23 protein-coding genes and 1 tRNA gene are annotated in these 23,909 nt (G+C 41.4%); 10 read left to right on the top strand and 14 right to left on the bottom strand.

The window, feature by feature from the left end; translation table 11 throughout:
- Positions 1 to 38: 38 nt before the first annotated feature.
- The 4 genes from CDH51_RS00120 to CDH51_RS00105 all read right to left on the bottom strand — a co-directional run bounded on the left by CDH51_RS00120 (position 39) and on the right by CDH51_RS00105 (position 4,719).
- A complete protein-coding gene (locus CDH51_RS00120; RefSeq protein WP_100626718.1) occupies positions 39 to 647 on the bottom strand; it encodes a class I SAM-dependent methyltransferase in 609 nt (202 codons plus the stop codon).
- A 123-nt stretch (positions 648 to 770) separates the two neighbouring features.
- The gene (locus CDH51_RS00115; RefSeq protein ID WP_100626717.1) at positions 771 to 3,428 is read right to left on the bottom strand and encodes a PQQ-dependent sugar dehydrogenase; all 2,658 of its coding nucleotides are present in this window, start codon (positions 3,426 to 3,428) and stop codon (positions 771 to 773) included.
- 98 nt (positions 3,429 to 3,526) lie between these two features.
- Positions 3,527 to 4,225: an XRE family transcriptional regulator gene (locus CDH51_RS00110; protein WP_100626716.1), complete on the bottom strand. Its 699-nt coding sequence runs from the start codon at positions 4,223 to 4,225 to the stop codon at positions 3,527 to 3,529.
- A 95-nt stretch (positions 4,226 to 4,320) separates the two neighbouring features.
- Positions 4,321 to 4,719, bottom strand: a complete 399-nt coding sequence (locus CDH51_RS00105; protein WP_100626715.1) for a four helix bundle protein — start codon at positions 4,717 to 4,719, stop codon at positions 4,321 to 4,323.
- Between the two features lie 390 nt (positions 4,720 to 5,109).
- Here CDH51_RS00105 and dinB point away from each other — a divergent pair, with 390 nt between their 5' ends.
- From dinB to CDH51_RS00090, 3 genes are all read left to right on the top strand, one after another.
- Entirely contained in the window at positions 5,110 to 6,300 is a 1,191-nt protein-coding gene (gene dinB, locus CDH51_RS00100; RefSeq protein WP_100626714.1) for a DNA polymerase IV, read from the top strand.
- Positions 6,301 to 6,423: 123 nt separating this feature from the next.
- Complete coding sequence (locus CDH51_RS00095) at positions 6,424 to 6,684, top strand: DUF4160 domain-containing protein (RefSeq protein ID WP_100626713.1); 261 nt, start codon at positions 6,424 to 6,426, stop codon at positions 6,682 to 6,684.
- A gap of 4 nt (positions 6,685 to 6,688) precedes the next feature.
- Positions 6,689 to 6,937 (top strand): DUF2442 domain-containing protein, encoded by a 249-nt coding sequence (locus tag CDH51_RS00090; RefSeq protein WP_100626712.1) that lies wholly within the window; start codon positions 6,689 to 6,691, stop codon positions 6,935 to 6,937.
- Positions 6,938 to 7,161: 224 nt separating this feature from the next.
- Here CDH51_RS00090 and CDH51_RS00085 read toward each other — a convergent pair whose 3' ends face one another.
- The 5 genes from CDH51_RS00085 to CDH51_RS00065 all read right to left on the bottom strand — a co-directional run bounded on the left by CDH51_RS00085 (position 7,162) and on the right by CDH51_RS00065 (position 10,832).
- Positions 7,162 to 7,704, bottom strand: a complete 543-nt coding sequence (locus tag CDH51_RS00085; RefSeq protein ID WP_157807012.1) for a hypothetical protein — start codon at positions 7,702 to 7,704, stop codon at positions 7,162 to 7,164.
- A gap of 80 nt (positions 7,705 to 7,784) precedes the next feature.
- A complete protein-coding gene (locus CDH51_RS00080) occupies positions 7,785 to 8,159 on the bottom strand; it encodes a GntR family transcriptional regulator (protein WP_100626710.1) in 375 nt (124 codons plus the stop codon).
- A gap of 1 nt (position 8,160) precedes the next feature.
- Entirely contained in the window at positions 8,161 to 9,030 is an 870-nt protein-coding gene (locus CDH51_RS00075; protein ID WP_100626709.1) for a hypothetical protein, read from the bottom strand.
- Positions 9,027 to 9,878 (bottom strand): ABC transporter ATP-binding protein, encoded by an 852-nt coding sequence (locus tag CDH51_RS00070; protein ID WP_100626708.1) that lies wholly within the window; start codon positions 9,876 to 9,878, stop codon positions 9,027 to 9,029. The genes CDH51_RS00075 and CDH51_RS00070 overlap by 4 nt, the downstream gene beginning before the upstream one ends.
- A 108-nt stretch (positions 9,879 to 9,986) precedes the next feature.
- Positions 9,987 to 10,832 (bottom strand): alpha/beta hydrolase, encoded by an 846-nt coding sequence (locus tag CDH51_RS00065; RefSeq protein ID WP_100626707.1) that lies wholly within the window; start codon positions 10,830 to 10,832, stop codon positions 9,987 to 9,989.
- 566 nt (positions 10,833 to 11,398) lie between these two features.
- Between CDH51_RS00065 and CDH51_RS00060 the strand changes: the two genes are divergently transcribed.
- The 3 genes from CDH51_RS00060 to CDH51_RS00050 all read left to right on the top strand — a co-directional run bounded on the left by CDH51_RS00060 (position 11,399) and on the right by CDH51_RS00050 (position 13,380).
- Entirely contained in the window at positions 11,399 to 12,049 is a 651-nt protein-coding gene (locus tag CDH51_RS00060) for an outer membrane protein (RefSeq protein WP_100626706.1), read from the top strand.
- 58 nt (positions 12,050 to 12,107) lie between these two features.
- Positions 12,108 to 12,575: a hypothetical protein gene (locus CDH51_RS00055; RefSeq protein WP_100626705.1), complete on the top strand. Its 468-nt coding sequence runs from the start codon at positions 12,108 to 12,110 to the stop codon at positions 12,573 to 12,575.
- Between the two features lie 172 nt (positions 12,576 to 12,747).
- Positions 12,748 to 13,380: a hypothetical protein gene (locus CDH51_RS00050; protein WP_100626704.1), complete on the top strand. Its 633-nt coding sequence runs from the start codon at positions 12,748 to 12,750 to the stop codon at positions 13,378 to 13,380.
- 49 nt (positions 13,381 to 13,429) lie between these two features.
- Here CDH51_RS00050 and CDH51_RS00045 read toward each other — a convergent pair whose 3' ends face one another.
- Positions 13,430 to 15,964, bottom strand: a complete 2,535-nt coding sequence (locus CDH51_RS00045; RefSeq protein WP_100626703.1) for a phosphoenolpyruvate carboxylase — start codon at positions 15,962 to 15,964, stop codon at positions 13,430 to 13,432.
- Positions 15,965 to 16,197: 233 nt separating this feature from the next.
- Here CDH51_RS00045 and CDH51_RS00040 point away from each other — a divergent pair, with 233 nt between their 5' ends.
- Positions 16,198 to 17,229 (top strand): lactonase family protein, encoded by a 1,032-nt coding sequence (locus CDH51_RS00040; protein WP_157807011.1) that lies wholly within the window; start codon positions 16,198 to 16,200, stop codon positions 17,227 to 17,229.
- On the opposite strand, the gene CDH51_RS00035 is transcribed toward CDH51_RS00040, so the two are convergent.
- The gene (locus CDH51_RS00035; RefSeq protein WP_100626701.1) at positions 17,226 to 18,293 is read right to left on the bottom strand and encodes an o-succinylbenzoate synthase; all 1,068 of its coding nucleotides are present in this window, start codon (positions 18,291 to 18,293) and stop codon (positions 17,226 to 17,228) included. The genes CDH51_RS00040 and CDH51_RS00035 overlap by 4 nt on opposite strands.
- A 58-nt stretch (positions 18,294 to 18,351) precedes the next feature.
- Here CDH51_RS00035 and CDH51_RS00030 point away from each other — a divergent pair, with 58 nt between their 5' ends.
- Positions 18,352 to 19,569 (top strand): S-adenosylmethionine:tRNA ribosyltransferase-isomerase, encoded by a 1,218-nt coding sequence (locus tag CDH51_RS00030; RefSeq protein ID WP_232724757.1) that lies wholly within the window; start codon positions 18,352 to 18,354, stop codon positions 19,567 to 19,569.
- Positions 19,570 to 19,573: 4 nt separating this feature from the next.
- Here CDH51_RS00030 and CDH51_RS00025 read toward each other — a convergent pair whose 3' ends face one another.
- Positions 19,574 to 19,990 (bottom strand): LytR/AlgR family response regulator transcription factor, encoded by a 417-nt coding sequence (locus tag CDH51_RS00025; protein WP_100626699.1) that lies wholly within the window; start codon positions 19,988 to 19,990, stop codon positions 19,574 to 19,576.
- A 92-nt stretch (positions 19,991 to 20,082) separates the two neighbouring features.
- Between CDH51_RS00025 and CDH51_RS00020 the strand changes: the two genes are divergently transcribed.
- Entirely contained in the window at positions 20,083 to 21,573 is a 1,491-nt protein-coding gene (locus CDH51_RS00020) for a hypothetical protein (protein WP_100626698.1), read from the top strand.
- On the opposite strand, the gene CDH51_RS00015 is transcribed toward CDH51_RS00020, so the two are convergent.
- Both CDH51_RS00015 and CDH51_RS00010 read right to left on the bottom strand, forming a co-directional pair.
- Entirely contained in the window at positions 21,570 to 22,811 is a 1,242-nt protein-coding gene (locus CDH51_RS00015; RefSeq protein ID WP_100626697.1) for a nitrogen regulation protein NR(II), read from the bottom strand. The two genes, CDH51_RS00020 and CDH51_RS00015, sit on opposite strands and share 4 nt — an antisense overlap.
- A 201-nt stretch (positions 22,812 to 23,012) precedes the next feature.
- Positions 23,013 to 23,264 (bottom strand): hypothetical protein, encoded by a 252-nt coding sequence (locus CDH51_RS00010; RefSeq protein WP_100626696.1) that lies wholly within the window; start codon positions 23,262 to 23,264, stop codon positions 23,013 to 23,015.
- Positions 23,265 to 23,560: 296 nt separating this feature from the next.
- Here CDH51_RS00010 and CDH51_RS00005 point away from each other — a divergent pair.
- Positions 23,561 to 23,652, top strand: a tRNA-Ser gene (locus CDH51_RS00005).
- The last annotated feature ends 257 nt before the right edge of the window (positions 23,653 to 23,909 follow it).

The following is a 23,909-nucleotide window of genomic DNA, read 5'->3' as shown; positions in this document are numbered from 1 at the left end:
AGATAATTAGTTTAAAAAATCAAGAAAAGCCTTGAAAACTATCGCTTTGCGACTAAACGAATCACCGATGACAAACCATCATGAAACTCTCCTTCCTTGATCTCAAGCACCTTCTTTTCAAAAAACAACCACTCCATATCCCCAAAATCCTCTTCCAACTCTTCTTTTGAAAATAACATACTGACATCTTTGGGACCTCCTGCTTTCGGATTTTTGGAATTGTACTCCAAATGTTCTTTGGAAAAAGCCTCGAGGATGATTTGCCCTCCGGGTTTCAGGAGTTTTTTCAATGATTGATGAATAGTTGGACGAAGAGAGGCTGGGAAATGTGCAAAAATCAAAACAATCAGATCAAAAGAATTCTCCTCGAAGCCTTGTTGATCAAGGAAACCGACTCGGTAATCAATGGAAACTCCTTTTTCCTGAGCCAGTTTATCTGCTTTAATTTTAGCGGATGAGCTGATGTCAAAAGCCGTCACATCCCAGCCAAGAGTTGCTGCAAAGACCGCATTTCTTCCTTCTCCCTCTGCTGGAAAAAGTGCCTTACCTGGCTCTATCCCGACTAATTTCGATTGTAAAAATAGATTAGCTTCTTTCCCGTAAACGTATTCATCAGCGGCATATCGCTCATCCCAAAACTCTTTCATGATCTCTTGATTGATTAGAAATGGAAATAAAAAAGGGAACCCGAAAGTTCCCTTTTTTGGTATTTATTTCTGCTTTCTGATGTCATGCATATTTTACATGTCTTTTCAGAATGCCTCATTTATTCATTTTAGAAATTGAATCCGATCCAGATTAAAGGTATTCCAAATTGATATGCCTGAATCTGTCTTAAGAACAAAATAAAGATCCGCCGTTTCATCGGTTTTCTTCAGTGGAATGACCTCAGTAAAATAGCCCCTTCGATCACCTTGAAGTAGGATTTCAGAAATACCAATCCTTGGGCCCGTCGGAGAACCAAGTCGAATTTCTAACCGGCCTTCTATCCCAGCAGGATTTACAAGAATCTCCACTTGCCTAATTCCCCTTAAGTCAATTTGGTCAAATGCAATCCAGGAATTTCGCTGGGTAAATCGCACAAAATTCAGCCCATTTGCATTGGCTTTTGCTGTGTTTTCAAACTGATCTGCTGTGACCGCTTTCACATCCGGGTGACGGAGAATCAATTGAACATTTCCACGAAGCGGTGCAATCTCGTTGGCACCTTGGTCCGTATAGCTTGCCTGCACCAAATAGTATCCTTCCGGATTATCAGATTGCTTCGGGGAAAACTCTCCCTCTAGAGGCCAGTTGACTTTTCCATAATCAGGATCTTCCAAAGCCAAGATAAAATCGACCATCTGCCCTACTTGCTCTTCCGGTAAGTGAGTATGCCCAGGCATGATGCGCTCGCCTCCCCAAACGCCCCCACCGCCATTTCGGATCTTGTCGATAAGGTATTCTTTGGCATCGGATTGACCTTTGTATTTGGCAGAAACTTCCTGATAGGTCGGCCCAACCGACTCATTAGCTATGGCATGACAAGCTTTGCAACCTGCCTGCGTGATGAAATTTTCACCCACAGAAACCTGCTCCTCTTGATGGCCAGCCTGAATCAGATCAAAGCCCCCCGAGATGTAATCAATAGAAAAATCAATCGCTTCGGAGTCTATTTCACCATCTTCCCGATCTACAACTTGCACTGAATAGTCCACAGGCTGCCCTTCAAAGTAAAAACTTGTATTTCCTGCCCATTCGATAAATACCTGAGGGCGTTCATTTCCTACCTGGATCTCAAGCTTGGTGGAAGCTTTTTCTCCCTCCATATCAGTGACCGTTAATGTCACCGGGTAAATTCCCGGCTTTTCGAAAGTGTGGGAAGGGTTTGGAGTAGTACCAGCCGAGCTACCATCCCCAAAATCCCAAAAATAGGTCAGCTGATCCTCTGGGTCAAAATCCATCGATCCTTCAGCAGAGAAATTTACCTCAAGAGGGGCTGCACCCGTTTGTTGATTCGCCTTGGCTTTGGCTACGGGCTCACGATTCCCTGGAGCAAACTCAATGCGGTACAAACCCGAATCATCGTTCTGAGCTCGCCAGTAAGTTCCATATTCCAACACATAAAGCGAACCATCTTTGGCAAACTGCATATCCACTGGCTTGTCAAAAACGGTTGAGGGCATAAAGCGCTCCATGGTATCGTATTCGAAATTCTCGGTCAGCGAAACAGTGAAAATCCAATTTCGCATCCAGTCATAGATAAAAAGCTTGTCATTATAATAGCCCGGGAATCGAACGGCTGAGTTTTCATAATCCTCCCGATGATAGACAGGGCCTGCCATGGCATTTCTACCGCCTGTGGCGAGCATGGGAAACTCCTCGGATTCATCGTAAGGATACCAAATCAAAGCTGGCTGAGCAGGAGGTAATTGTTCTATGCCGGTAGTATTCGGACTGGTATTGACAGGAGCAGCCGGGTCGAATTCAAAAAGACTTTCCTGAGTTTCGAAATCGTATTTCCAGTAAGGCTTATTATTTCCTACAAAATACGGCCAACCGTAAAATCCAGCCTTTGTAGCTAAGTTGATTTCATCATGACCTTTTGGACCACGACGAGCCGAATCCACGGATGCATCCGGTCCCACTTCACCCCAGAAAAGATTTCCAGTATGCTGATCGACAGAAATCCGATAGGGATTCCGATTACCCATCACATAGATTTCCGGTCGGGTATTGGGTGTACCAGGAGGGAAAAGATTGCCTTCAGGAATACTGTAAGTTCCATCCGCTTCAGGCTTGATTCGGATAATGGCTCCTCGAAGATCATTAGTATTTCCTGAGGTTTTTTGGGCATCTACATTTGCAGGTCTGTCTTGACGCTCATCGATTGGATTGTAATTATCTGACTCAAAAGGGGTCGTATCGTCACCGGTAGACAAGAAAAGCAGTCCATTGGCATCAAACTCAATGGAACCTCCGGAGTGACAGCATCCCCGAAAGACAGGGATTTCAAGCATTATTTTTTCGGAACTTAGGTCAAGCCGATTTTCGACAAAATCAAATCGGGAAAGCCGGTTGACATCAGGACTGTAATTATTGGGAGCGTAATACAAATAAATCCAATGATTTTGATTGAAGTTAGGATCCTTGGCCAAACCCAAAAGCCCATCTTCTCCTTCGATATACACGTCGAGTTCACCCACTACAGTAGTCTCCCCAGTGGCAGCTTCGTATAATTTCAGCAAACCAGCCCGCTCGATGAAAAGCACATCTCCGTTGTCCAGGACTTCAAGCTCCATCGGTTCGTTGAGCTTTTCGACCAAAGTCACTTTAGTAAAGCGAGTCTCGTCAGGTTTGACGGTAGCAAAAGGGTCAACATCTTTTGGGGAGCAATTCCAAAGCAATCCAAGCAGGACCAAACATCCTGAAAAACGACTAAAATTCATGAAGGCAGGTTTTTAGGTTTATTGAGTCTTGAAGATACACATGCCCTCGTAAAAGCCATGAACCAATGGTGGAAATGAATTGATTCCTCTTCAAAAAATCACTCACTCATGACCAATCGATATCGCCACACCTCCCGAACTTGCTCTATCTCTACATCGAAGGGTGGATAGATGGGATTGGAGGAACAGAGCAGAAGCTTTTGATCAGACGGAATACGATTGTAAGCGATTTTAAAGGTCACACCATCCTGCTCAGTCACAATCACATAACGTTCCCCGTCTTTGATCCCAAACCAGTCATCTACGTATTCGCAGACAATCCAGGCTCCATCGGGAATCGGCAGCATAGAATCTCCATCCACCTGAAAGACCCGGTGCTTTTTGTCCATGGGAAGAAAAGGTAGGGAAAAGCGGGGAAGCTCTGAGATAAACTCAGGATCTGCAAAGCCCGCCAGATAACTGGCCTTAGCCCGCTGGGAAACCACCTCAATGAGTTCGCGTCCCTCCGCATCCACTGTTGTCGACAGGATTCGAAGTTTTCGCCCACGAAGAAATTTATCTGTTTCCAGTAATTCCCGGAGTTTGTATTCGGAATAGGAACTCAAATCCTCCTTGATCAGAATATCGAGAGAAACGTTGAAGTATTCAGCGATTTTCACCAAAATCTCCAAAGGAGGAGTAACGGTGAGTTCGTACCCGGCCAGTTTGGACCTAGAAATCCCCAAAGCCTGGGCAAGAGATTCTTGGGTAAGGTTTTTGTTTTTTCGGAGGAATTTAAGGTTCAAATTGAGGAGCATGTTTTTCTGAATTTCTAAGAGATAACAATGGGTAAGCTATTTTCAAGATAGCTTCGCAGATAATTTTTAAGATAGCCCTACGGGCAGATAGTCTTTCATTTTGATGAGTTTTTGTCTTTTGCGTTATAGGCAATTTTAATTTGATGGTTCAGCTTAATCTGAAGGCTCTTGGAAATAATTTTGATTTCTTTGTATTCATCACTTGATACAATTTTTCGCTCAAAACCAAGATCTATCCAGTGATCAACACTTTCTGATAAAGAAGCTCTTGAGATGTAGTAGAATCTAATCCTTTCGAGAAAGTGAAACCTAGCATATCCTTCTGCTATATTAGCTCCTATTGAATCCATAGAACTTATCATTTGATCTCCCCATATTTTCCTTGATTGAAAATCTAACCTTTGGAAAATACTCCAAGCGAATGCAGAAAGCTGCCTTGATAAAATGTAGATATCAAGCTCTTTAAGAGGGATGTATTTTGATTTTTCACTCATGATTGATTCTATTTTAACCTATCTCGCTGAACTGATTGAAGCATATCTTGGTGAAGCCATATCTTTTTATTTCAAGATAGCTACGCAGATATTTTTGAAGATAGCCCTGCAGGCAGATTCCCTATCTCGCTGAACGAAGTGAAGCATATCTTACCGAAGGTATATCTGGCGCAGCCTATCTTTTAATCTTAAGATAGCTACGCAGATATTTTTGAAGATAGCCCTGCGGGCAGATTCCCTATCTCGCTGAACGAAGTGAAGCATATCTTACCGAAGGTATATCTTTCATTGATTGACAACTCCCGACACTTTCTCTAATCCCCTTCCCCAAATCTAACAAAAATGATTAAATTATAAACATTAAAATGTCAACAATATTAACAAAAAGTCATGGAGGGGAAGCGAAGTATTGCGCATATGGATTTGGATACATTTTTCGTGTCGGTGGAGCGGCTTTTTGACAGCAGGCTCAATGGAAAACCCATACTGATCGGAGGCTCAAGTGACCGGGGAGTGGTCGCCTCCTGCAGCTATGAGGCAAGGAAGTTTGGGGTGCACTCGGCCATGCCTATGCGGACAGCAAGGCAACTCTGCCCCGAGGCCATCATCGTCAAGGGGGATTTTGAGAAATACAGCCAAAAATCACATGAAGTCACCGGAATCATCCAAGAGTCGGTACCGCTTTTTGAAAAGTCATCCATCGATGAGTTTTACATCGACCTAACGGGGATGGATCGGTTTTTCGGTTGCTTCAAACTCGCTCACGAACTCCGGCAGCGCATCATCCGAGAGAGCGGACTGAACATTTCCATGGGACTGTCGGAAAACAAAACCGTCTCCAAAGTCGCTACCGGCGAGGCCAAACCCAATAATGAAAAACAGGTGCCCAACGGGCAGGAAAAGCCATTTCTCGCCCCACTCTCCGTGCGTAAAATCCCGATGATCGGCGAAAAAACCTCCCAAACACTCTACAACATGGGCGTCAAAAAGGTCCATACCCTGCAGCAGATGCCTTCCCAACTTCTGGAAGCAACTTTTGGAAAAAATGGAAAGATCATCTGGGAAAAAGCGAATGGTATCGACCGCAATCCGGTGGTCCCCTACTCCGAAGCCAAGTCGGTTTCCTCCGAAAACACCTTCGAAGAAGACACAATCGATGTCAAAATGCTCGAAGCAACCCTAGTGGCCATGACCGAGCAACTCGCCTCCAAGCTTCGTCAGAAGGGCCAACTCACCGCCTGTGTGAGTGTGAAGATCCGCTATTCAGACTTCGAGACGCACAGCATGCAGCAGCGGATTCCCTACACTTCGGCAGACCATAGCATCCTGCCTGTGGTGAAGGAGCTTTTCCGCAAACTCTACAGTCGCCGACTACTCATCCGACTGATCGGGGTGCGCTTCAGTAGCCTGGTCTATGGCAATTATCAAATCAAGCTCTTCGAAGACAGCCAAGAGCAGATCAATCTCTACCAAGCTCTAGACCGACTCAATGTCAAGTATGGAGACAAAACCGTCTGCCGGGCTGTAGCGATGAGTGTAGGAAGACGGCGGTTTAATCCCTTTAATGGGATGGAGGTGTAAAAAAGTAAAAAGTTTAAATTGAGAAGCTTGAAAAGGCAAAATCATCAAATTTCAACTTAAAATTGAAGTCATATTCAGAATCATCGCAAGACTTCCCGACTCATTTCTGTATCTTTAAATGAAATGCCAGAGATTTCTAGATTTTACGGAATTATCATTCGGATGTACTTTCAAGATCACAATCCACCACATTTCCATGCAGAATATCAGGGAATGAAAGCGGAATATGATATCAAAACGTTGGAAATGCTAGCGGGGAATCTTCCTAATCGTGCACACGTTTTAGTCTTGGAATGGGCATCTATGCATAGAGAAAAATTATTAGAAAACTGGGATAAAGCTCAAATCCCTAGTCAAATGGATAAAATCGAACCTTTAAAATAGGAATATGAACGAAGTAGTCGAAATAAAAGCATTGAAGGATTATCGAGTTTGGTTACGTTTCAAAGATGATGAAGTGAAAATAGTTAATCTTCGACCTTTCCTAGGCAAGGGTTTTACCGCTGAACTCTTGGATCCTAGCAAATTTAAAAAAGTTTTTATCGAGCCGGGAGGTGGAATAGCTTGGGAAAATGGTTATGACTTTTGCCCAAATTTTCTGAAAGAACTAGAAGGTGAAAAAGTAGAATTAGCCTAGTTTTTGAAATTTTTACCAGAAATCACAAACTCTTCGAAGACAGCCAAGAGCAGATCAATCTGTATCAGGCCCTCTAAAAACTAAATATTAAGTATGGTGAAAAAAACCTCCGTCGGGCCGCGGCCATAGGCGTAGGAAATAGACGGTTTAACCCTTTTAATGGGATGGAGGTGTGAGAGATTCAAAGGTGCCATCTTTTAGTACTCCACAAAAGGGACTGACTCCTACTCTACGAATACTGTTGCTTTTTCTCCTTTTTCAAGATTGATTTTACCGATTTTACTCGGAATGCTCAGCCAAGCCCGATCTTTGAGACTTCCTGTCAATTCCCCGATCGTTCCCTTGAGAAATAGCTGTCCAGAGCGATAATCCACCGATCCGCTGTCAAGCCCGATGATTTGCAATTGGTGCAGCGGGCTTTTAAAAACCAAAGTATCCATGGTTTGATTTTTAATGATCACCTCACTCTCATCCATGACTAGAATCTGACTGAGGTTTCTCACTTTTAGCATAAAACTCCCATTGGATGCTTGCTGTAACTTATCGATGTACAAGGTATCCTGGCTGACCCGGTAATTTTGAACAGGTTCTGTTTTGGGAGGTTTCACATCCCCTCCATGTATGCTGATGTATTCCAGGTAGGTAGAGTCAGCCTTTACAATCTTCAAGTACTTGGTATTTTGAATTTTCACAGCGGAAAAATCATCTATTTCAAATTTCTCAGACCGAACTTGATCTACGAATGAAAAGCCTCCTTGGGGCGTCATAGCGAAAGAAATAACCAAGGTGATTATCAAGCTAACCCATAAAAAACTTAAATAACCAACGATTAATTTATTGCTCCTTTTCATTTTTTAATATCATTTGAGTGGATAACTGCAAGAAGTGATTCTAGATCTTCTGAATTAAGATTTAAGACTTGAATCTGATGAATAATGGGAGGCAGAACCTCCGAAAAGAATTCTTTTCGCTGAATGCTCAGCAGAGTTGATTTGGCTCCCGTAGATACAAAAAAGCCTATGCCACGCTTATTCTCCAGAATCCCCTCCTCCTCCATCAGCGCATAGCTACGCATGACCGTGTTTCGATTCACTTCGATATCTGCAGCCAGTTCCCGAACAGAAGGAATTTTGTCTCCAGGTTGCAAATTCCCGGTGAGTATCTGATCGACCATCCAATCCCGGATCTGCAGAAAGATGTTTTTATGTTCGCTAAAGTCCATCTTATACCTGCTTTTCGGTCAGTTTGAAATAGGCCACCACATAGGATAAAATCACCGCTAGCCATATCCAGATAGCAGCCATGATGATAATCAAAGGAGTTTCAGGAAGTATTTCAGGCTTATCAACATTGAGGATTTCAAATTTCACCTGCTCATTGACGGTTATAGTTTCTGGAAACATAATCCATGATAGTGCGATAGAAGTCGCACTGATTGCCAAGTAGACCACAATAAAGCTGAATGGCATCCCGATAAAATTATACTTTCCAAAAATCAAGCTTCCCGCCCAAATCAAAGATGGAATCAGAGCAAAAAGACCTAATAGAATCAGCTTTATAAAGAATAACTGCTCTCCGAAATCTTCTATCAGCCAGAACTCCTTCGATTCCAAAATCCCTATATAATCTATGGTGACATTTGTAAAGAAAAGCGGACCAAACAATTGGAATAAGCCCAAACCTAAATTAGAAGCTACCCAAAAAATAATGGGATAAATGATGAACAAGCCGGCCATCTTAATTGAAAGCTCGACTATATATTTCTCTGCATTGCTTGCCGGCAGCATCAAATAGCTTTTTGCATTTTGAGGGTTTCTCAGAGCTAGGAAGCTTTGTCCCACCCAAAGCAAACAAATGACAAAATACCCACTGAGAAATAATCCATGAGCATAGCCAAATATATTTGAAGTTCTGTATGGCTCCTTAAGCATATTCAGCATGCCAGCATTTGAAAATAGAATGACTCCAAACAGAATGCTAATAATCAGAAATATGCTTAGAATAAAAGCTAAATAATGCCCCTTATTTAACTTCCAACTATACCTGAGTAGCAAGCCCATTCTGGTCAAGCTGATAGCGTTAGATGTATTCATATCATAAGAGAATTATTAGTTTCTGAAAGAAAAGAAGCTATTGGAACCCCTGAGGTGACCCCTTCGAAGAGTAATTCTAGGTTCACTACCGTTTGGGCTTGAGTAGTTCGCGCCTGAATGAATTGGACCCCCAAGGCTGAAGATTGAGAAAAAATCGCATCGGGCACCGCTGATTGACTGATTCCAAAATGGAGTGAATCTGCCAGATCGCTGAGGTCTGCATCCAGTTTGATTTGCCCTTGGTCCAAAATCATCACCCGGTCCAGCGTATTCTCCAAATCCCGTATCAAATGCGTGGCAATTATCACTGTTTGATCTTCACTTAGCACTGAAATCAGTTCCTTACGGAATACAGATTTACCCGAAATATCCAGTCCATTTGTAGGCTCATCCAACAGAATCAGGGCACAACCTGAACTCAAGGCCATTGACAATCCAACTTTTTTCTGCTGACCGAAGGATAGGTTTTTAATCTTTTCCTGAGAATTGACTTCAAATCGATCTAGCAACCGTGAAAAAGTTTCCCCATCAAATCGGGGATAAAAGGGCTGTAAAATTTGCCGATACCGCTCAGCAGATAGGTGTCCGGGAAGATAATTTTCATCGGGAACGAAGAATACCTCTTGTAAAAAAGCACTCGCCCTTTCCTCGGGAGAAAAACCCAAAACAGACAGTTGGCCATTGTCTGGAAATAATAAGCCGGCCAGAATTCGAAGAAAGCTGGACTTGCCCGCGCCATTTTTACCAAGCATCCCGATAATATTCCCTGTGCTGCTTTCCCAATTTAACCGGGAAAAGAGTTGAGGCTTCTTTGGATAGGAAAAATCCAAATTTTGTACCTGAATCATAAGCAGTGTATTAGTGTCATAGTGTATTATGACACTAACATAAAGCAAAAAATTTTTCTGTCAAATTTTTTAATTGATTTTTTTTAAAAGTTAAATCTGCGACTCTGGCTAAACTTCCTGTATCCTATTTCTCACCCACTCCAGAATCAACCTCAAGACCTCTTCTCGGTCCAAATCATTTAATAGCTCATGATAAGCGCCTACAAAAGTCCGCATGGCCTTATCGCTAGCAGGCGAGCGGTCAAAGAGCAATTGAGAACCCTCAGGATTGGTCAGCCGATCGGCTGTCCCATGCATAATCAAAAAAGGAAAATCGAATTCACTCGCCTGAGTTTGAATAAATCTCATCATCTGTAGAAGTTCATATCCGGTTCGCACCGGGATTTTATCCTGGTAAACCAAGGGATCGTTTTTGTACTTCTCCACTTCGTCAGGAATCCGGGAAACTCCCTCAATATCTAATGCCAAGGCTTTCAGTTTTGGGGCGATTTTATTTAGAATTCCAGAAATCGCTACCAAAAGCGGCGAGGTCCCGGCAGCTTCTTTGATAGCTGGAGCAGATAGAATAATGCCGCTTGTATCAGGTTTAAACTTCAGTGCATAGGCTGCCGCCAATCCCCCACCCATGCTATGCCCAAAGATAAAAGTTGGAACGCCGGGCACATAGGCTTTCACTTTCCCATACAAGGCGTGAATATCTTCCAAATAAGTCTGATAAGAATCAAAATAAGCACTGGGACTGGGAAGATCTGACTTTCCATGTCCTCGCCCATCAAAAGTAAAGACTGCCACATCCAACTCCCCTAGCCCATTTACCAAGGATTCATATCTTCCGCTGTGCTCACCAAGACCATGAATGAGAAGTAGAGCCGCTTTGGGTTGATCTGGCATCCAAGCTTGAAGATAAAGTTTCACTCCATCTGGAGATTGGTAACTTGTTTCGAGATGATTCATGGGCTTCGTATTCAGAAATTGAAAAATACAAAATATTCGATCTCCTTAGGGAGAGAAGACGATTTAACATTTCGCCTTTTCAAAAAAATCTAAAAATACGAGCCAAAAAATACTGTTCGTATCGGCTACAAAAGCCATTTCTGTTCGAAAATGAGTATTTTTTTTAATCCTGAAATTAAACCGATGGACAGGAAAAAAGCCCTGAAATCATAAAAATCCCAAAAGCCGGAACCCAAAACTGTTTTCTGTAGTATCTGATGTTACTATGTCGCATTAAGGTTTTGCTGCTCATACGGAGAGTAAGGCTTTTCTTATAGTTTAGTTGATCAAGACATGGTATAGAAAGCTCCATTAGGAGCTTTCTTTTTTTCCTGACAATCCATTTCCAAAGAGAATACTTTTATGACTTAAATTAAGTTGGTTTGCCTTGGCTACCAGGAAAAAAAGCCGCCAAATTTTATTGCTGTTTTTCTGATATTTTAAACTGATTTAGCTCATTATTTTACTCATAATCAGATTTTTTTATTCTTTTATTTCTTAATTTTCATCACTTTAAATCGAAAAAGATGAAAAAAATTATTTTAATTTTTGTTCTGGGAATTCTATCCAATTCCCTAAGTGCCCAAGAGTTTAGGGTCAATGCCTACGGGGGCTACATTTTCAAAGATCAATTCAACTCTTATTTCTCACCTAGTTCATATTACAATGGAATTATCCAAGATGGTTTTCGTTGGGGTCTGGGTGTTGAATATGTGATTCCGAGAAAAGGTGGTTTGGAGCTACAATATTTGCGACAGGATACGAATGCTCCTACAATTTACCAAAGTGGAAATATAATGAATGGGGATCTTCAGTCCACTGATTTTGATCTTGGCTTCAATTGGATCATGCTAAACGGAACGAGATATATCCCAGTAAATGAAAAGGTCGAGCCTTTTGCAGGACTTGGAGTTGGAATGGGAATCTTTTCAATTAAAAATCCTGATAACAACACCCAAAGAACATCAACAAAACTCGCTTGGAATGTCCGAGCTGGCTCAAATTTTTGGGTTTCATCCAATGTAGCTATAAGGCTTCAGGCCTCTTTGTTTTCAGCTGTAGAAAGTGTTGGTGGTGGATTCTATTTCGGAACAGGTGGAACTGGAGCCGGGTTGAGTACCTATTCCACGATGTATCAATTTGGATTAGAAGGAGGCTTGGTTTTCAGAATACCCTAAACAGAGCATTTAATCAAGTCCTAAAGTTTTTACCCAATTCGATTTACCCCTCACAACTATGAAAAAGATTGTATTATTTCTCAGTATCGGGCTTTTTTATTCAACCACCCTATTTGCTCAATCAGTCGATGATGAAATCACCCTCATCCAAGCAGAATTTGGAATGGGAAAAAGACAACTGGTGGAGGCAGTCATGGACCTTCCCGAGTCTGTGGCTCCTCTTTTTTGGACTGTTTATCAACAATACGAAGCCGAGCGGCAGCTTTTGAGCAGAGAAAGGCTTTTGATCATCAATAATTACTTAGAAAACTATGATTCCATTACTGATGAGCTTGCAAATACACTCGCGAATGGGATCCTGAAAAATGACGCCGCTCTTGCAAAGCTTCACTCTAGGTATTTTAAGCGATTCAAAAAAGCTACCTCAGCAAGAGATGCGGCAAAGTTTCTTCAATTGGACGATTACATCCACAATACCATTAGAAACTCCATTCAGCAAGAATTGCCTTTCATTGATGAATATTGAAAGTATTTAGATTATTCATAACGAAAGCAGGATGCTGGTTTTCTTTGCTTTCCAGTTGGGAAGAAGGAAGGTTGAAGAAATTGGCCTATGTTCCTTCTTTTAGGCCTTAGTTTTCAGTTTATCGAAAGAATTCGAAAAAAATATTAAAAACCACCAATCAAAAAGACTCATTATGAAAAGGTCTCTTTTACCCATCATCTTAATTGCTCTACTCATAAGTGCATGCGGAACAAGCGTTCGTATTTTAGGCTCATGGTCTAATCCCTCGAAACCTGCCACAGGGTACCAAAGCGTATTTGTAACTGCATTGACACAGAATGTACTGGCTAGACAAGCTGTAGAGAGTGATTTGGAGCAATTGCTCAATTCCAAAGGAGTAGAAGCTGTCAGCAGTTTTGAGGTAATTCCCCCCGGATTTAAAGCTGGTGAAGAAAGAAAAGAAGAAGTACTGAATAAAATCAGGGAACTCGGAAGTGAAACCATTCTTACAGTCACTCTTCTGGATCAGACCAATGAAACACGCTACGTACCGGGTACGACCATGTACACCCCCATGCGATACGGATACTATGGCAGATTTTGGCCTTATTACAATACCTATAGTCCTTACATGTACGAACCGGGCTACTACACCACCGACAAAAATTATTACCTCGAAGCAAATCTATACGATGCCAATTCGGAGGAATTAATTTGGTCTACTCAATCTGAGACTACAAACCCCACCTCGCTTGAGGATTTTTCGACAGCATTTGCCAACTCCATCGTCAAGCAACTCATAAAGGATGGGATAATTGTAGAATAACAGAAAGATAAATGCATAAAAAAAGCTCCCAGATTTGGGAGCTTTTACTTTAGGCGGCATTTCTTGCGGCATTGATGATTCCAAACATACTTCGCAAAATCAATTTTTGAAGCGTTTTATCATCTTTGCCCTCTTCGAGCATGGTTTGAATAGCATATTGCTGAATGGTGATTAGAGGCAAAACTATTCGTTCACGAATGGAAATGGATGTGCGGCTCACCGGATTGTCTCTCATTAGCTCTTCCATCTCAGCCACTTGCTTGATAGCAGCAATAGATCGCTGATATTCCTCATACATAAGCTCCCAAAATTCACCATAATCCTTATTCTCTCTAAGGTAAGCGGTAGCGGGATAAAAGCATTTGTTCAAAGATTGCATAGAGTTACCTAGCAGAGTCCTGAAGAATAAACTGCGCTGGTATAAATCTCTGAGCTCAGCAATTCTACCCTGTTCTTCCAATTCAGAAATTGCCGCTCCTACTCCGTAGAATCCAGGAATATTCTGCTTCATCTGAGCCCAAGAACCCACAAAAGGAATAGCTCTAAGATCTTCAAACTTCAATCCATCTGATTTGCCCCGCTTCAAAGGTCTTGAACCAATATTGGTCATTCCAAAAAACTTCAAAGGGGTCACATGCTCTAGATATGGCACAAACTTAGGATGGTTTTTAAACTCTTTGTAGGCTTCATAGCCTCTATCAGCCAGCTCTGAAATGAGTACACGTTGGCTTTCTGAAAGGTTTCGCTCTTCATCTGAGTACAGGTGATTTTCCAAACCTGCACTTAATAACTGCTCAAAATTGTAGACACAAGAAGCCTGCTTTCCATAGTTGGCCGAGATGGTTTGACCCTGAATCGTCACTTGGATTTCTGCATTTTCTACCCGCTCTCCAAGGGAAGCATAGAAATTATGCATATTACCACCTCCTCGAGCTGGCGGTCCACCACGCCCGTCAAAAAAGACTACTTCGATGCCATTTTCCCGGGAAACCCGAGTCATTTCCTCTTTTGCTCTCAAGATGGACCAATTGGCCTTGAGATAGCCACCGTCTTTGGTTCCGTCCGAAAAGCCCAACATGATCGTTTGCTTATTTCCTCTGTGTTGAAGGTGTTTTTGATAGACAGGAAGTTTATAAAGGAAAGACATGATTTCCGGTGCCGCCGCTAAGTCATCGACCGTTTCAAAAAGAGGCACAATATCCAAATTCATCCCTTTATCATCTGGGTCAAGACTAAGTTTGGTCAGTTGAAAAACCTCCAACAGATGTTTTACAGATTGACAGTTAGAAATGATGTATCGGTGCAGAGCATCAGGGCCATTCCTGTCTTGAATGGTACCAATACTTTGAATAGAACGAAGCATTTCCTGATGAAATTCATCTTTGAACTTCTCTACTTTTGGTAGGGATTTTAAGGATAGAATTTGGTCAATTTGATCCTTTTCATCTTCCTTCCAAGATACACCCTCTATCTGCAAAAGCTCATCCCAAAGCCCATCATGCTTTCGACTATCCTGCCGCATATCCATGTATGAAAAATGAAAGCCAAAAATCCGAACCTTCAAGATGAATTCGTCCAGAAGCTCTAAGAATAGTCCATCATGATATTTGATCAGCGCTTCTCTTGCAGTCAGCAATTCTCCTAAAAGCTCTTCTGCGCTGTTATATATCGGTTTTTCCTCAAATAAGGTCACATAAATGCCGCGCTCTACGCGGAGCATCACCTCCTCCACATGTTTGAAAGTTAGACGGCGTCTGAGTTTTCTAAGATCTCGATAGTAGCAGCGTAGAATCCATTTTTTTAGTCTTTCGGCTACTTGGAGTGTAGTCTCGTGGGTCACAAATGGATTCCCATCCCGATCACCTCCCGGCCAAAATCCAATTTTCAATAAGCCTGGGTTTTCCCAAGTATGCAGTGGTTGATCCAAGCTTTTTAGCAAACGGATCATGATATCTGAAATACTTTGGTAAAAGACGTTTTCCAAATACCAAATCAAGCTCACTGCTTCATCAAAAGGAGATGGCTTTTCCCGATTGATAAAGCCAGTTTTTCCTAGCTGCTGCAAAAGCAAATTGATCCGACCAATATCATCATGACGAATGGCATCTTCTAAATCCGTGATAATTCCCAGAACATTCCCGGGGTAAAATTGAGTTGGGTGGGCTGTCAAAGTCAAACGCACGGAAAAAGTCTTCAGCTTTTCAATTAAAGCTTCTTTCTTCCGGTCGCCTTCTGCCCTTGTAATCAAGGCTTTGATCGAACCCTTTCCTCCCAAATCATTGATTTTCTCATAGGCTGCATCTTCGATGGAATCAAATAAAACCACCTGCCGCTCTACGTACTGAATCATTTGGAATAGGAGATCACTGCGTTCCTTCTCGGAATTGTTTGGCATCATCTCGTTGAAAAACCCCTCTATGATTGCTCGGGGAGATTTACCTTCTTCAAAACCTTTCGTACAGGAAGTTGCCAATAAGGGAAGCATAGTGCCTGTTCGAAAAATATGATCAAAAGGAAGATCTAGAAAAAGTGAATTATAAATAGTAAATCGCTTGGCTACTTCAGTCTCGTAGGGTGTTTGCATATTATTTGGTTTGTAAAGCTTGCTCAAATTACGAATTTTTCTGCTTTTTGGCTAAATTTTTACCAATTCATCAATTCCAAAGTCGATTTATTTAGCATTAATCAGCCGAGCAAAGCTCCTTTAGATTATTGACTTTTTTCGTACTTTCCCAGATGAAAAATATCTTAGCGGCCTTCTTATTCTTAGCGACTTTTTCCTGCGCAGAAAAATCTAACATCGAAAATGAAACAAGCATGAAATATAACTTTCTGGTAGGCAGTTATACAGATAGTCCCGAGGAAGGTATCGGACTGCTGACCTTCAATCCAGAAGATCAAGAAATAGCATATAAGGTTATTGCACCGGGAGTTAGCAACCCTTCCTTTGTTCTTGAATCTGGGGAATTTGTTTTTTCTGTGGAAGAAAATGACAAAGGGGCATTAAAATCCTTCAGCTGGAACGAAGAAAAAACGCAGCTTTTTCAAATCGATAGCATATTCAGCAATGGAGCCAATCCCTGTCATATTGCTGCGAAAGATGGGCTTTTGGTAATTAGTAATTATAGTGGGGGGAATTTTTCCATTTACCGACTGGCTCCTAAAGGCCAGCTAGAATACCTTCAGTCGATCCAACACACTGGTAACAGTATCAACGAAGCCCGACAGGAATCTGCTCATGTTCACAGTGCAAATTTCAGTCCTGATGGGAGATTTTTGCTTGTTGCTGATTTGGGGACCGATCACATTTATACCTATCAAATTGACAGAAATAGTTCGGAGCCAGTTAGCCTCCTATCCCAAACGGCCATGACTCCAGGAGATGGTCCTCGACACTTGGCATTTTCACCAAATGGGGATGAAGTTTATGTGGTTCAAGAACTGACCGCCACTTTAGAGGTTTTTGCTTTTCAGGATGGAAACCTCATTAGTCAGCAAAGGCTGTCACTTTTGGAGCCTGATTTTGAAGGAGCGGTGGGAGCAGCGGAAGTTCGGGTTTCAAAAAACGGAAAATTCATCTACGCCTCCAACCGTGGTGATGCGAATACAATTTCTGTATTTGCAAAGACTGAAGAAGGTAAATTTGAAACAGTGCAGCATATTTCAAGTGGAGGGAATATGCCCAGAAACTTTTCACTGACCTATGATGAAAAATACCTTTTGGTGGCGCATCAGGCCTCAGAAGATGTGGTTGTTTTCGAGCGAAATATCGAAAATGGCATCCTCACTCCTACCTCTATTAAAGTATCAGCGCCAAAACCAGTATATTTATTTTCACTAGAAAATTAACGAGGCTCTTCCCAACTTAAATCCTTTTGGTAGCGGATATGACCACCAGAAATCACTAGTGGTGAGTTTAGATTATTGTGGTAAAGCTGACCGGTACCTAGGCCCTGAGGAACCGTCGGATTGAATTTCGATGCTAATTGTGCGATCGCATTTAGTCCAATATTGCTTTCCAAAGCCGAGGTCATCCACCAACCAATCGCTCGTTTTTCGGCCTCTTCTATCCACTCTTCCGATTCCAAAAAGCCACCAATCAGAGTTGGTTTTAAAATGATATGCTGTGGTTTAATATGGTCTAAAAGCAACCCTTTATCTCGAATCCCTATCAATTCCTCATCAAGTGCTATGGGTAGTGGGGTCTTGGCGCAAAGCTTTGACATTTCGGCCCATTGCCCTGCTGCGATTGGTTGCTCTATGCTATGGATTCCTAGCTCTGCCAATCGTTCGAGCTTGGAAAGAGCCTCCATGGTACTAAAAGCCCCATTTGCATCCACTCGGAGGGTCAATTCATCCTCAGAGAAGCGCTCCCGGATATAGCGAAGCAATTCCAATTCCTGCTCGAAATCGATAGCTCCGATTTTCATTTTGATACAAGTGAAACCTTGACTGATTTTAGCATCGATTTGCTCTCGCATAAACTCTCTATCTCCCATCCAAATTAAGCCGTTGATCGGTATCGGCTTTTGCCCATCGTAGAAGTTGTTTGGGAAAAATCGCTTTTCTCCTTCCTGCAAAAGGTCCATGATAGCCATCTCAAGGCCAAATCGAAGAGAAGGAAAGTCGGAGGGAACTATATCCTTTATAAAGTCCAACAAGGATTCTTGCTCCTCAGGAAAATCATAGGTTGAGAACTCATTTAAGAAATCCTGCACCTTTGGCTCAAAATCCGGTCTATCATCAACGCTCAGCCTTACCAGTGGAGCAGCCTCTCCCCAGCCTATTCGGGAGTCCTTTGAATTTACAGCCTTGATCCACCAAATATTGCGGGTCTTCAGTACCCCTCGGGAGGTACCTGCGTCAAATCGGAAATTCAAAGTGCGGGGTACGAGCTGAAATTTTAAAATCATGGAAACGAATGGGTATTAAATGAGTTTGAAAGTATGAACTATATTTGCGGCCAAATTGATTGAGATCGTGCAAAAAGTAAACCTCCAAGAATACGAATATACGCTTCCTGAAGAGCGAATCGCAAAGTATCCACTTGAAAAACGGGATTCTTCCAAGCTACTTCATTACCAATCCGGAAAGATTTCCCATCATCATTTTTTCGATTTACCTGATTTTTTGGATAAAGGAACCTTGCTTGTGTACAATGATACCAAGGTGATACCGGCACGATTGATCTTTCAGCGGGAGACGGGAGCTCGCATAGAAATATTTCTACTCAATCCCGTCCAGCCTACCACGGTGATTCCCGAGATCATGCTTTCGACCCAGCCAGTGACTTGGCAAACGATGATAGGCAATGCCAAAAAGTGGAAAAGCGGTGAGATTCTAAAAGGTGTGATAGAAATCCAAGGCCATACAGTGGTCTTAGAAGCCAGATTGGTGGACAAAGAGAATAAATGGGTAGAATTCGATTGGAATAGCGAAAGTGTACCTTTTGTAGACATCGTCGAATCAAGCGGCGAGGTTCCGCTTCCTCCCTATCTCAATCGAAAAGCGGAAGAAAGTGACAAGGACCGCTATCAAACAGTTTATTCCGAAAAGGAAGGAGCTGTAGCAGCGCCTACTGCCGGTCTTCACTTTACCGAGGAAGTATTTGAAAAGCTTCGTAAAAAGGGAATAGAGGAAGCTCAAGTGACTTTACACGTGAGTGCGGGGACCTTTCAGCCTATCAAAGTGGATGATGTGACTGCCCATCCTATGCACAGTGAGCAAATTCACCTTCAGAAATCAACCATTGAAAAGCTTTTGAATCAGCAGGGCTCAATCGTGGCTGTTGGCACCACCTCGGTCCGCACACTGGAAAGTCTTTATTGGTATGGTGTCCAGCTTTTGGAAAACAAGGGCACTGCTTTTAAAGTCGCTAAGTTGATTCCCTATGATTCCAGAGAGAGTCTACCTTCAAAGAATGAAGCCCTTCAAGCAGTTTTGAATCAAATGGAGGCAGAAGGGAAAGTAGAAATCATGGGAGAAACAGAAATTTTCATTTTCCCCGGATATCAGTTCCAGATGATTGACGGATTGATCACTAATTTCCATCAACCGGGGACCACTTTGATGCTATTGATCGGCTCTTTGATTGGCGATGATTGGAAAAAAGTCTATCAGGAAGCTTTAGATAATGATTATCGCTTTTTGAGTTATGGTGATAGTAGTTTGCTTTGGATCAATAAATAAAAAATTATTCACTCGACAGACGCTGAATTCCATCAATTAAACGCTGATAATAAGTACGACCTACCGGAACCATATCCTCTTCAATTTTCACCTCCCGGGTAGAAATCACGGATATTTCATCTAAGCGAACCATATAGCTTTTATGAACTCGCATAAACTGATCTTTTGGCAAAGCGTCTTCAAAGTCTTTGAGAATATTCCGTACAGAAATCACAAAATTTCTGGTGACAAGGGTCGTGTAATTTCCGTCACCTTTCAGCCACAAGATATCCTCATACTTGACTTTCACTAGAGTACCTTCTTGACGGACAAAAAGGGCGTCTTTAATCAAAAGAGGTTTCTCCTTTTCCAAAGAAGCCTCTCCCCGACCATTGCCATTCCCACTACCGTTTCTTTTGATATTTTCTAGAAGCTCTTTCATTGTCTTGGAATTTATTAGGCAACTTACTGTTGAATCGCATTGTTTAGAATTCGTACTTTAGCATTTAAGATTTATTGGCTAGCGATATCTGTATGAAAATCAGACAGTTTTTTATTCTGTTTTATTTAGTTTTTTGGGCATGCAATCCTAAAGAGGATCCAAATCCTAACCCCAATCCTCCGATTGAAGAAGATCAATCCTTAGTATCCTTTGAAGGAATTGATCTTTTGAATGGCCAATATTGGGGAAAACAAAAGTTTGAAGAAACATGGGAATTGGAAATCAAAAACCTTGAAAATCAGGCTTCTCAAATCATCACTTTAACCCCAAATGAATCGCCTATTTCCTCACCTATTTCACTCCCTTTCGGCAAATACAGTTACACCTATCGATCAGCAGAAATCCCTGAATTCTCTGAGCTTCTTCCAGTGGATATTCTGGGTGAATTTGAATTAAAAAACCCTACAGAAACTATCAGTTTACAAGCAACGGGACTCAGTGAGCAAATCAGGGTGAATGCAAACTTTGACCAAGGGGCTCCTCAGGTAATTGCCCCCTTTGAACGAAACCTATTCTCCTTTGATGGCAGCTTTCAAGCCTATTTGAATTCCGAAGAGCTATTAAAAATCAAAGTCCCTTTGCCCGGTTCAATTGACCACCTGATTCAATTTCACAAAGCGGAATCTACAGAAAATTACTCCATCGAGTATCCGGTCTCAGCCCCGGGTTTATACGAAAGAAAAATCAAATTGAATACGGATGGCTTCCCTTGGTCCCTTATTCCCACACCATTAAATACACTTGATGAAGAACTCGACGAAATCTCAGGCTTAGCTTTCCATCAGAATCGACTTTTTGCCATCAATGATGGAGACAATCCAAATCAAATCCTCGAATTGAATCCATCAACGGGAGCAATCCTTCGAAAAATCACTGTAGAGAATGCCACTAATGTGGATTGGGAAAGTTTAGCTCAGAGTGAAGAACACCTTTTTATTGGAGATTTCGGGAATAATCTAGGGACTAGAAAGAATTTGACCATTTATCGTGTGAAATGGGAGGATGTCCTAAACGAAGAATCTGCAGCAGCTGAAAGAATCACATTCAATTATCCCAATCAACAGGATTTTAGTCCTCGGGAAAATCACCGTTTTGATTGCGAAGCTTTCTTTTTTGCGAATAATCAGTTGCACATTCTTACCAAAAACAGAGGAACCGATGACTCCGATTATCACCGGATACCGGCTAACCCAGGAGATTACGCTACTGAATTGATTGAAACTTTACCGACAGATGGCCTAGTCACAGGGGCAAGCATTCATCCTCAAACCGGAAAAATCATCTTTATTGGCTATAAAATACCGCTAGAAGGATTCGTCTGGCTAGTTGATGGTTTTGAAGAGAATGGACTAACAAAAGACATCAATAGAATTCAGATAGAAGTTTTTCCAATGGGACTGACCGAAGGAATTGTCTTTCGGGAGGACGGAAATACCTGGTATAGTTCAGAGAGAGTTACGCTAGCGGGTATTTACGACATTCCACCGCGCTTGTCTATCCTAGGCGTAGAAAACCTTTACTAGTCAAACCTAGAAGCTCTTTCAGCAGAAACTCGAATCTCATGATCCAGTTCTTTGGCCAAAGGCTTCATGTATTTAAAGTACTTTTTGTTTTCGGAGTCGAGTTTTCCCTCATCAATCAAATCCAATAGTCCCAACATGGACGAAAGTGGAGATCTGAGAATATGAGAAGGCTTCAAGACCAACTCACGAAGAAGTTTATTCTCTTCCTGTAAAAGTTGAATCTGTTTACGCATTTTGCTTAACTCAAAGCCCTGAACCAAAAAGACTCCTGATCGATGAAATGCTTTTATTCGCAATTGATAAAAAAGTTGTTTGTCATCTACCTCAATAGACCAATCAATTTGAGAATCTAATCCCTGTGATAATTTTTTATGAAATTTTTCATAAAAAACGGGCTTTTGTGACCAATCGATCAATTCTCCAATTTTTGGCTTTCTTCCCGTACTGATAGAAATTAGGTCTTCAGCCGCACTATTTAATTGAACAAGATTCAGGCCCTCGTCTACCAACCATACTGGCCCTGGCATCAATTCCAATAAATCTCTATCCCAAGATTCATTTCTCGAGCTATCAATCCTTGAAAAACTATTAGCCTGAATGAATAGAACTACAGTGTCATTTTGCTTCAAGAAGATCAAACTCAAATTATTTGAAAGCTTGAACACCTTCCATGGGCTATCCCATTTTTCAGCTTGAATAGAATTGATTATTTCATCTGAAAAATCAAAATAGTCAAATAGGCAATTTCCTTCCAGGTCAGTTTGATACACACCAAAGGCATCATCAATTGATCCTTCGACTTCCACAATTTCAAAATCTTCTGATAGCGTAATCTTTACAGAATTCAGTAAATCCAGAAGATTGAATAATGATAAATCTGAATGATGTAGGTTCAATGAAACCCCCAAGCCTACCAATCCGATTGGATCATTTTGATCATCTATAAGCATGGAAAACTCCCAACGGATAGGTTGAATTTTTTCATCCTTCCAGAAAAGAATAATGGATTCCTTACGTTTCGGATTTGCCATCAAGGCATTCAATGTCTCCAAAAGTGCCTCCGAAGAATCATCTCTTAAATAGCCCGAGAGAAGGCTGTTTCTGATAATTCCATGATTTTCAATCGCTGGATTTAAATCAGAAATTCTTCCGTCCACATCGAGAATAGTGCAGAAAAAGAAGTCTGATTTTTTGATGAAATCAGGGATTAAACTACTGTCTGTGGTCAGGCTTACCAATTCTTTGAGGTGTTGAATTCAGAAAATACACCCGAAAGTGAATAAAAATTTTTATAAAAAAAACAGGGCTTTTTATAAACAAAATTTTGAAAACAACTGATTATCAAAAGCTTATTCGTTTCAATAAAAGAAAAAGCAAGAACTCTTACTAAAAATGCTTTTTGTCAAAAAAATGAGTTCTGAAAAAAAAGTGATTTTTTTTTAAATAAATTTTTCCAATTCATGGAAATCAATGTAGTCAATCTCCTTTACAAGCAAGATTAAAGAATTGGCAAATTCCTGTCGGCAGGAATAAACCTCAAATCTCCACTGAGCCTCCTGAGATTGTTTCACCTTTTCAGATCCAAAAAGTCTGGCTAGCTCCGCACGGTTATTAGATTTGATAGAAATGAAATCTTTTTTCTCAGGCAAGCCTGAAATCAAGTACTCAGCTTTGTTTGTTTGTATAATCATTGAGAATAATTTGATCAAATATAAAAAACCGGCTAAGTGAAAAAAATACCATAAAGTGGGTATTTTTAATTTATTGTGAAGATAAGTGTCAGATTTCCAAGCGCCCTGAATCTAAGTGTGAAATAATTCTTGTTTTAGGGATATTTCACCTTGAAATAAACTTGTGAAAGTCTTTTCAATTGAATTATATTTGCAACCGCTAACAAGGTAAAAGGGCTTTGTTTGAGTGTCAGAGGTACTCAATCGAATAAGGAATTTCAAAATTGGGTTGAAGGCTCTGGCAAAGTAAAACAGAAAGAGAGTTGGGTGAGTGGCTTAAACCAGCAGTTTGCTAAACTGTCGTACGGGTCAAACCGTACCGGGGGTTCGAATCCCCCACTCTCTGCCAAGCGTCTAAATTTAAACATTTAGGCGCTTTTTTTTGTCCGTTAAGCTCTAGGATCTTTCGGGGGGATGAGCCCCCCCCCTGGGAGTAGTATCATGATTTGGACTAGGTGTAGTTTGGCTGCCCTGCAAACTGGCCTCTCGCTAAAAAGCTTTCCTAAAGCTTTTTGTTACGCTCGATCCTACCTTTCTATACAAACAAATTTGTAATTTGCTGATATATAAAAAAAATGTCTTATGGGAGAGGCCTATCAGATAAGA

The organism is Algoriphagus formosus, assembly GCF_002807035.1.
Taxonomy (GTDB): domain Bacteria; phylum Bacteroidota; class Bacteroidia; order Cytophagales; family Cyclobacteriaceae; genus Algoriphagus; species Algoriphagus formosus.
The sequence above is the reverse complement of the archived record's forward strand: the minus strand, read 5'-3'. Positions and strand labels throughout refer to the sequence as shown.

Excerpts from the sequence above, each read along its gene's own strand:
- CDH51_RS00120 (WP_100626718.1), bottom strand. The coding sequence starts at position 647 with ATGAAAGAGTTTTGGGATGAGCGATATGCCGCTGATGAATACGTTTAC.
- CDH51_RS00115 (WP_100626717.1), bottom strand. The coding sequence starts at position 3,428 with ATGAATTTTAGTCGTTTTTCAGGATGTTTGGTCCTGCTTGGATTGCTT.
- CDH51_RS00110 (WP_100626716.1), bottom strand. The coding sequence starts at position 4,225 with ATGCTCCTCAATTTGAACCTTAAATTCCTCCGAAAAAACAAAAACCTT.
- CDH51_RS00105 (WP_100626715.1), bottom strand. The coding sequence starts at position 4,719 with ATGAGTGAAAAATCAAAATACATCCCTCTTAAAGAGCTTGATATCTAC.
- dinB (WP_100626714.1), top strand. The coding sequence starts at position 5,110 with ATGGAGGGGAAGCGAAGTATTGCGCATATGGATTTGGATACATTTTTC.
- CDH51_RS00095 (WP_100626713.1), top strand. The coding sequence starts at position 6,424 with ATGCCAGAGATTTCTAGATTTTACGGAATTATCATTCGGATGTACTTT.
- CDH51_RS00090 (WP_100626712.1), top strand. The coding sequence starts at position 6,689 with ATGAACGAAGTAGTCGAAATAAAAGCATTGAAGGATTATCGAGTTTGG.
- CDH51_RS00085 (WP_157807012.1), bottom strand. The coding sequence starts at position 7,704 with ATGACGCCCCAAGGAGGCTTTTCATTCGTAGATCAAGTTCGGTCTGAG.
- CDH51_RS00080 (WP_100626710.1), bottom strand. The coding sequence starts at position 8,159 with ATGGACTTTAGCGAACATAAAAACATCTTTCTGCAGATCCGGGATTGG.
- CDH51_RS00075 (WP_100626709.1), bottom strand. The coding sequence starts at position 9,030 with ATGAATACATCTAACGCTATCAGCTTGACCAGAATGGGCTTGCTACTC.
- CDH51_RS00070 (WP_100626708.1), bottom strand. The coding sequence starts at position 9,878 with ATGATTCAGGTACAAAATTTGGATTTTTCCTATCCAAAGAAGCCTCAA.
- CDH51_RS00065 (WP_100626707.1), bottom strand. The coding sequence starts at position 10,832 with ATGAATCATCTCGAAACAAGTTACCAATCTCCAGATGGAGTGAAACTT.
- CDH51_RS00060 (WP_100626706.1), top strand. The coding sequence starts at position 11,399 with ATGAAAAAAATTATTTTAATTTTTGTTCTGGGAATTCTATCCAATTCC.
- CDH51_RS00055 (WP_100626705.1), top strand. The coding sequence starts at position 12,108 with ATGAAAAAGATTGTATTATTTCTCAGTATCGGGCTTTTTTATTCAACC.
- CDH51_RS00050 (WP_100626704.1), top strand. The coding sequence starts at position 12,748 with ATGAAAAGGTCTCTTTTACCCATCATCTTAATTGCTCTACTCATAAGT.
- CDH51_RS00045 (WP_100626703.1), bottom strand. The coding sequence starts at position 15,964 with ATGCAAACACCCTACGAGACTGAAGTAGCCAAGCGATTTACTATTTAT.
- CDH51_RS00040 (WP_157807011.1), top strand. The coding sequence starts at position 16,198 with ATGAAATATAACTTTCTGGTAGGCAGTTATACAGATAGTCCCGAGGAA.
- CDH51_RS00035 (WP_100626701.1), bottom strand. The coding sequence starts at position 18,293 with ATGATTTTAAAATTTCAGCTCGTACCCCGCACTTTGAATTTCCGATTT.
- CDH51_RS00025 (WP_100626699.1), bottom strand. The coding sequence starts at position 19,990 with ATGAAAGAGCTTCTAGAAAATATCAAAAGAAACGGTAGTGGGAATGGC.
- CDH51_RS00020 (WP_100626698.1), top strand. The coding sequence starts at position 20,083 with ATGAAAATCAGACAGTTTTTTATTCTGTTTTATTTAGTTTTTTGGGCA.
- CDH51_RS00010 (WP_100626696.1), bottom strand. The coding sequence starts at position 23,264 with ATGATTATACAAACAAACAAAGCTGAGTACTTGATTTCAGGCTTGCCT.